Origin of the sequence: Thiocapsa sp. (assembly GCF_011390875.1) — a bacterium.
In the GTDB taxonomy this organism is placed as follows: Bacteria; Pseudomonadota; Gammaproteobacteria; order Chromatiales; family Chromatiaceae; genus Thiocapsa.
On sequence record NZ_JAABRP010000222.1, the window covers coordinates 1 to 6,966 of the forward strand.

Here is a 6,966-nt window from a genome sequence, read left to right on the forward strand (position 1 = left end):
AACGCCCCACTCCCGGCTCCGACGCAGCGCAGCGAAACCCATCCTCCCCGCTCCAACGCCCCACTCCCGGCTCCGACGCAGCGCAGCGAAACCCATCCTCCCCGCTCCAACCTCCCGCTCCCGGCATCGACGCAGCGTCAGCGAAACCCATCCAGTCCGCGCCGAGGGCATCGGGCCGAAACCCGACAACGCGGCGGTTTGGAGGATGGGTTTCGCTCCGCTCTACCCATCCTACACGTGATTCAAGGCGTTCACCTTGGCGCTGAATGGTCACTTAAACCGCGTCTCACCGAGATCGAGGACATCTCCAAAGCCAAATGCAGAAGGAGAATGACACATGTCGCTCTTGACGCGGTTTAGAAGCGGGGCAGCCGCCAAGCCGCCCAGTCGATCGCCTCGAGCGCCTCCGCGAACGTCCGCAACCCGCGCGCAACCCCGATGTAGTGACCCGCGATCCCGAGGATATAGGAAGCGCCCGGCGGCGGATCGCCGCCCCGTCGCAGGGCGTCGACACGCGCGACCTCGGACAAGGCGAAGTCGCGATTGGCATCAAGCGCGGCGAGACTGACCCGGCTACCCGGCTGGTCGAGCTTGCACAGGAGTTCGCGCAGCGTGGCCTGGAATGCCTCCCGCCAGTGCCGGCCGAAATCCGTGCGTGGGCAGTTGTTTTCTCGGTCGGCACCGCACTCCTCACGCCACCGTGCACGCGCGCGTTGCAGCGCACCCAAGCGGATCAGCAACGTCTCGACGGCATCCAACAACGCGTCGATCCGCTCCCGGTCGTTGGCTGGCGTGTGCGCCGCATAGGCCATCGGGACGATCTCGGCCAGCGACTGAAGTTCGGCGCGCAGACGCTGCTCGTAGCGCACGAGCGTCCCGGCAAAGTCGGGGCGATTGCGATCGGCGAGATCACCGAGTGCGCGGTCGAGCGTCCCGAGCAGGTTCTTCAAGGTCCGACGCAGATGCTCTTGAGGCGACCCGCCCCCGAAGATGGCGAGCAGGGTGATGCCGACGATGAAGCCGGTCAGGATACTGAGGGAAAGTCCAAGATAGCCGGTGGCGCTGTAGGTTTGACTCGGCTCAAGCTGGACCATCAGGATCGCCATCAGAGCGGCGCCCAAGAAGAAGAGATTGCGCGGCGGCGGCAGAGCGTGGAAGAAGTAGAGGATCGGGTAGTAGAAGATGAAGAGCACGAGCGACAGCGCGAGAAAGCCGTCCAACTGCGGCATCACCGCGAAATAGACGGGCGCCGTCAGCAGGGCTCCCGCCACCCCGCCGATCGCGAGCCGGCGTGCCCGCCGGTGAACGGGAACATTCGCCAAGGTCTCGACGCCGATGACCACGATGACCATGGTCAACCCGATGACGCCGAACGGCGGCCATTGCAACTCGACCCACAGCAAGGCCATCAACCAGAAGCCGGCGGCCGCGACCAAGGCGTTGGGCAGGGCGCGGGCGGTCCGCTCGCCGAGGGGCTGGCGCACTTCTGCGGCCAGCGCGGTGACCGGCAGCGCGCGCCCGGCGGCCAGCGCGACGGACGCATCGGCAAGTCCGTCGACACGGGTGATCAGCACTTTTAGGGCAAAGACGGTCGCGTGCAGCAGGGCACTCTCGGCGACCGCTGCCGGCTCCCGACCGGGGTCCGCGCTCAGACGCCCGAGGCACTTCCGAGCGGCGGTTAAGGCGTCTGCAGGAGTCCGCCCGGCGAAGGCGCCGGGATCCTGCTCGATCCCCTCGACGGCGGCCGCGAGATCGCGAAGCGCACTGCCCAGAGCCGTCCGGTGCGGGGCACTCAGAAAGGCCCGCTCGCCCTCGGCGGCCAAGCGCAGGTTCTCGCCGAAAGCCATGAGCGAGCCGAGCACGGCGGCGAGCCCGTCGATCTGCGCCTCGTAGGTGCGCTGCAGACGCCGGAAACCGCCGCTATCGAGTGCAGCGGCCGCGAGGATCTCGCGCAGCTGCACGGGTGCACCGCGCAAGGTCTTCGGCGGCTGCGGCAGGTGTCCGTCCGCACCCGCCGACACCGCCTCGCCGAGCCGGCGCATCTGCTCGGCGAGCGCCGCGAGCGCGTCGCGATAGGTGCGGTCGTAGATGGCGCCTCCGGTGCGCGGCCAGAGGAGTCCGTTGATCACCAGCACGACCAGGATGCCGATCACCGCCTCGGTGCTGCGCGAGACCGCCTTGGCGAAGGCCAAGCTCGGCTCCATCGACGCATCCCCTGCAATAATCGCGGCGGTGATGGCGAGCATGAACCAGGCGTAACCGTAGCGGCTGTTGCGGATCATGTAGACCGACACCCCCACCACCACGGAAAGCGCGCCGATCAAGGCCCAGCGGTCCTGGATCAGGTACGCCAAGAGCACGAGCACCAGCAGTGCCCCGGCCAAGGTGCCGAGCACGCGCATGAGCCCCTTGCGCAGGGATGCGCCGAGGTACGGCGTCTGCAGGAACAAGACGGCGACCGGCGCCAAAAAGGGATCCGGCAGTTGCTGCCAGAGCACCATGCCCCAGGCGACGATGACGCCGAGCGTGGTCTTCAGCGCATTGAGCGCGGCGGCGGGGTGCCAGGTGCTCGCGATCGGGGGCATGGTGCTCGGGTTCCGCCTTGGACAGGCGAACGCGGCTCGACGTGTCAGTCGGAGTTGAGAACGGCGTCGGGCGCATCCCCGATCGCGGCGGTCGGATTGACGGCGACGCTCGCGGTCAAGCCCGTGCGCAGCACGATGCCCTCCGGAGGCGGGTCGAGACGAATCCGGACCGGAATCCGCTGGGCAAGACGGATCCATTCGAACATCGGTTCCACCTGCGCCAGATCGCCCGGGCCGGGCGTCGCGTTACGGCGCTCGATCCCGAACGCGATACCCTCGACACGACCCGCCAGCGGTCGGTCCGGATAGCCCATCAGGGTCACTGCAGCCGGGTCGCCGATGCGGATGTCGGGCAGATCGGTCTCCTTGAAATAGGCTTCGACGCGGAAGGAGTCCGCGGCCACCAGCGCCACCTGCGGCACGCTTGCGTCCGCATAGGAGCCCTCCCCGAGCTGAAGGTTCGTGACATAGCCGTCCACAGGCGCCGTCACCCGCGTGTCGTCGAGGTGCATCCGCGCAGTCGTCACGGTGATCTCGGCCGCGAGAACCGCGGCATCGGTGACCGCCGCACGCGCCTGCTCGGTGCCATCGTCCTGCACGGCGAGAACGCCGCCCGACGGTGACTCCGCGACCTGCCGGGCCTCCGCCGCCTCGGCACGACGCAAGGCGAGGTCGGCCTCGGCCTGTTCCAACGCCTGTCGATACGGCAGCCGATCAAGCTCGAACAGCAGGTCACCCGTGGCGACCCGCTGGTTGTCGACGACATGAAGGCTGGTCACCTGACCGCCGACCCGGGGCGCCACATGCACCACATCGGCCAGAACCTGCCCGTCGCGGGTCCAGGGGTGCGCCTTGCCCTGCTGCCAGGCCCAATAGGCGGCACTGCCGGCGATGCCGACCATCGACAGAGTCACCAGCACGCGCACGCTGTCCAGGATCCATTGCTCGGCGCTCGCGTTGCTCATGTGCCTTTGCCCGGATGGATGATGTCGGTGAATCAGCCGAAAAACGACGGTATGAAGGTCGTGCCCACCAAAACGGTGCAGGCGACGACCAGGGCGATGAAGAACAGCGGCGGATGCCACACAAACCGACTCAGCCCGGTGCGGTTGGCGATCTCGGCCAAAGTGATCGCGAAAACCAGGCCGAGCAGTGCCGAGAGCAGCCAAGGCGGATAATAGACACCGTTCAGACTCAGCTCGACGGGAGCGGCGCTCATGAGAAACGCGACCGGTCATCCTGCGGGGCTCGCCGGCCGGTCTCGGGGCTACCCTCGGCGGCGCCGGATCCGCGACCCGTGACGAACCCGAGCCCGGCCCGCGACACCTCAGCGCACCCAGCCCTGCGGCGGCGGGTAGCCGGCCGGCGGCGCCACGGAGCGTTCGTAGAGGGTCGGCGGATAGGCTTGATAGGGGCCGGGGGCGTACCACGACGGCGCGCCGGGTGCCGGCCGAGTCACCTCGGGCGGCGGCTGATAGTGCGGATAGACCGGGGCGTAACCCTGTGCGGGTATCGGCATGAAGCCCGGGGGAACCGGTGGGTAGAGCGGCGCCGAACGCGGCTGCTCGAGCGTCTCGGCGGGAACGGTCGCCTGAAGGTCTTCGGAAGAGGCCGACGGCTCGGCTTCGGCTGCAACCACCCCATCCGCCACGGTCGATGCGGACAGTGCCTCGATCGGATCCGCCGAAACAGCGGCCTGCCCATCGAACTGGTCCGTCTTCATCTCGGGCGAGAGCTCCGGCGGAGGCTCGGGCGACGCATCCGGCGCCGCGGCCACATCGGTCGACCCCGCGTCGGTCGACCCCGTATCGGATGCAGACACTTCGGCGATGCCGCCCTCGGCGGGCGATTCGGCCGGTGCCGACTCGCCCGCCGGGGCGTCGGTCGCAGCGAGCGTGGTCTCAGCCGCGGGCGCGGCAACAACAGGTTCGGCGAGGGTCACCCGTCCGATCGGGGCAACCCGGTCCGCAAGCTCCGGATCCGGGGCAACGGCCTGATCCGGCGATCGCGCGAAATAGAAGTCCACGAGGTACACATAGAGCGACCCCGTCAGTGTCGCAACCAGAACCGAGACGACCAGGAGCCGCTCGTAATTTACCCGCCTCAGTCTTTGGAGCAGTCCTTCAAGCCGCCCAACGATCGCTTGCATCGACAACGTCCTCAATCGCGATTCTTGATGCCCCGCCACCGTCGAGGGGTACGGGTACCGACCAGGCGCGGAGGATAACCGAAAGCCCCGCCTGGTTGGCGATCCATCCTGCCCTTTGCGCCATGTGAGGGTATGATTACCGGCTTCCCAGACGTTGAGCCCTGGTCATTCGCCCCATGAGCCATGCCCCCCGATCCGGCGCCGCCATCTTCTTCGATGTCCTGACAGACCTCGGGGTCGAGTATCTGTTCGGCCATACCGGCGGGGCCGTGATTCCACTGCATGTCGAGCTGAATCGGCGAATGCGCCGCCGCGATCCGGCACCCAAGTTCATTCTCTGTCGTCAAGAGGGTGGTGCGGGTCACGCCGCGGAAGGCTATGCACGGACGAGCGGACGCGTCGGCGTGGCGATCGCCACCTCCGGGCCGGGAGCGACCAATCTGGCCACACCCATCGCGGACGCCTACAAGGACTCGATCCCCACGCTCTTCATCACCGGCCAGGTGCCGAGTGCGGCGATCGGCACCGATGCCTTCCAGGAGGTCGATACCGTCGGTTTTACGCGGCCGATCTCCAAGCACAACTATCTGGTCAAGGACGTGCGCGACCTGGAGTGGGTGCTGCGCGAGGCCTATGCGCTGGCGACGCGCGGACGCCCCGGCCCGGTCGTCGTCGACATCTGCAAGGATGTGCAACTCGCCGAGGCGAGCGGGCAGAACCCGCCCCGGATCCGTCATCGCGAGCCGATCGCCTTCGACCCGGTGAAGGCCGACGCCATCCTTGCAGCACTTGCGGCCGCCGAACGCCCGGTCGTAAAGGCCGGTGGCGGGATCATCCACGCCAACGCGGCATCGGCACTGCGGGCCTTCGCCGAGCGCTTCGCCGTCCCGGTCGCCACCACCTTCAACGCGCTCGGCGCCCTGCCCTTCGAGCTGTCGCACAACCTCGGCATGCCGGGCATGCACGGCACCATCCCGGCCAACTATGCCCTGCGCGACGCGGACCTGATCCTCTCGCTCGGCGGGCGGTTCGACGACCGGGTCGCGGTGAAGGGTTTCGCGGCCGGCAAGCGCATCGCACATGTCGACATCGACCCGTCCGAGATCGACAAGACCATCGCGACCGATCTGCACCTGGTCGCGGAGCTCGGCGCTTTCTTCGAGCATGCCTTGAGCACCGGACAGGCCGCCGACCATCGCGACTGGCTGACCCAAATTGCGCAATGGCGCGAGCAGATGCCCAAACCCTACGGGCATTCCGAGTACATCAAGCCGCAGGCCGTCGTGGAGATCATCTCCGAGCTGACGGCGGGTGATGCGACCCTGGTTACGGGTGTCGGCCAGCATCAGATGTGGTCGGCGCAGTATTATCGCTTCCGCCGGCCGCGTCAGTGGGTCAGTTCCGGCGGGCTCGGGACCATGGGCTTCGGTTTGCCCGCCGCCATCGGGGCCTGGTTCGCCGATCCGATCCACCCGCTCGTTCTGATCGACGGCGACGGCAGCTTTCAGATGAACATCCAAGAGCTCGGCACCCTGGTCGCCAACCGGATCCCGCTCAAGATCTTCGTCCTGAACAACAGCTTTCTCGGGATGGTCCGCCAGTGGGAAGACATGATGGACGAGGGCCATCATTACGAGACCTGTCTCGCCCGCGACGCGAGCTGCGACCCGGATTGCATGGATCTGGACCAAACCTGTCGGCGTCAGATCCCGAACCTGACCGGCCTTAAATATGTTTACCCGCGCCTCAAGACCCAGCGCATCAAGCATTCGAAGGATCTGCGCGAGGGCGTCGCCCAAGCGCTGGCCGAACCCGGCCCGGTCCTGGTCGATGTCTGGGTCGACAAGGCCGAGAACGTCATCCCCATGGTGCGTCCCGGTCATCGCCTCGACCAGATGATCGAGTCCTGAGCCGGCGCGGCCAAGCCCATCCACCAAACACCGCATACCGCATCGGGCGCGGTTTAAAATCCATTCGCATCAGTCAACAAGGAGACCGCGATGCCTACCCCACACTGGCGCTCCGTACCGCGCACGGCCGCAACAGACACCATCTACGGACTCGCTCTGAGCCCCGACGGCCAGCGCCTGGCCACCGCGAGCTGGGACAGCCTGGTCAAGATCTGGGACGTCGCCGCAGGGCGCGTCGAGCATGAGATGCAGGGTCACGACGGGCGCGTCTACACCGTGCGCTTCCACCCCGCCGGACACTGGGTCGCCTCGGGCGGCACGG

General features: G+C 67.4%; 5 protein-coding genes and 1 pseudogene. 2 read left to right on the forward strand and 4 right to left on the reverse strand.

Going from position 1 to position 6,966, the window contains the following annotated elements; genetic code table 11:
* Positions 1-356 precede the first annotated feature (356 nt).
* From GPT33_RS15655 to GPT33_RS15670, 4 genes are all read right to left on the reverse strand, one after another.
* Complete coding sequence (locus GPT33_RS15655; protein ID WP_296810651.1) at positions 357-2,585, reverse strand: FUSC family protein; 2,229 nt, start codon at positions 2,583-2,585, stop codon at positions 357-359.
* Between the two features lie 44 nt (positions 2,586-2,629).
* Positions 2,630-3,550, reverse strand: a complete 921-nt coding sequence (locus tag GPT33_RS15660) for an HlyD family secretion protein (RefSeq protein ID WP_296810653.1) — start codon at positions 3,548-3,550, stop codon at positions 2,630-2,632.
* A gap of 32 nt (positions 3,551-3,582) precedes the next feature.
* Complete coding sequence (locus GPT33_RS15665; protein ID WP_296810658.1) at positions 3,583-3,804, reverse strand: DUF1656 domain-containing protein; 222 nt, start codon at positions 3,802-3,804, stop codon at positions 3,583-3,585.
* Positions 3,805-3,912: 108 nt separating this feature from the next.
* Positions 3,913-4,734, reverse strand: coding sequence for a hypothetical protein (locus tag GPT33_RS15670; RefSeq protein ID WP_296810660.1), 822 nt, complete (start codon positions 4,732-4,734; stop codon positions 3,913-3,915).
* Between the two features lie 176 nt (positions 4,735-4,910).
* On the opposite strand from GPT33_RS15670, the gene ilvB reads away from it, so the two are divergent.
* A complete protein-coding gene (ilvB, locus tag GPT33_RS15675) occupies positions 4,911-6,644 on the forward strand; it encodes a biosynthetic-type acetolactate synthase large subunit (protein ID WP_296810663.1) in 1,734 nt (577 codons plus the stop codon).
* 90 nt (positions 6,645-6,734) lie between these two features.
* A pseudogene (locus tag GPT33_RS15680) lies at positions 6,735-6,966 on the forward strand (WD40 repeat domain-containing protein); the annotation flags it as partial.

Bases quoted from the DNA above. Each gene is read 5' to 3' on its own strand.
- GPT33_RS15670 (WP_296810660.1), bottom strand. From the start codon at position 4,734: ATGCAAGCGATCGTTGGGCGGCTTGAAGGACTGCTCCAAAGACTGAGG.
- GPT33_RS15655 (WP_296810651.1), bottom strand. From the start codon at position 2,585: ATGCCCCCGATCGCGAGCACCTGGCACCCCGCCGCCGCGCTCAATGCG.
- GPT33_RS15665 (WP_296810658.1), bottom strand. From the start codon at position 3,804: ATGAGCGCCGCTCCCGTCGAGCTGAGTCTGAACGGTGTCTATTATCCG.
- GPT33_RS15660 (WP_296810653.1), bottom strand. From the start codon at position 3,550: ATGAGCAACGCGAGCGCCGAGCAATGGATCCTGGACAGCGTGCGCGTG.
- ilvB (WP_296810663.1), top strand. From the start codon at position 4,911: ATGAGCCATGCCCCCCGATCCGGCGCCGCCATCTTCTTCGATGTCCTG.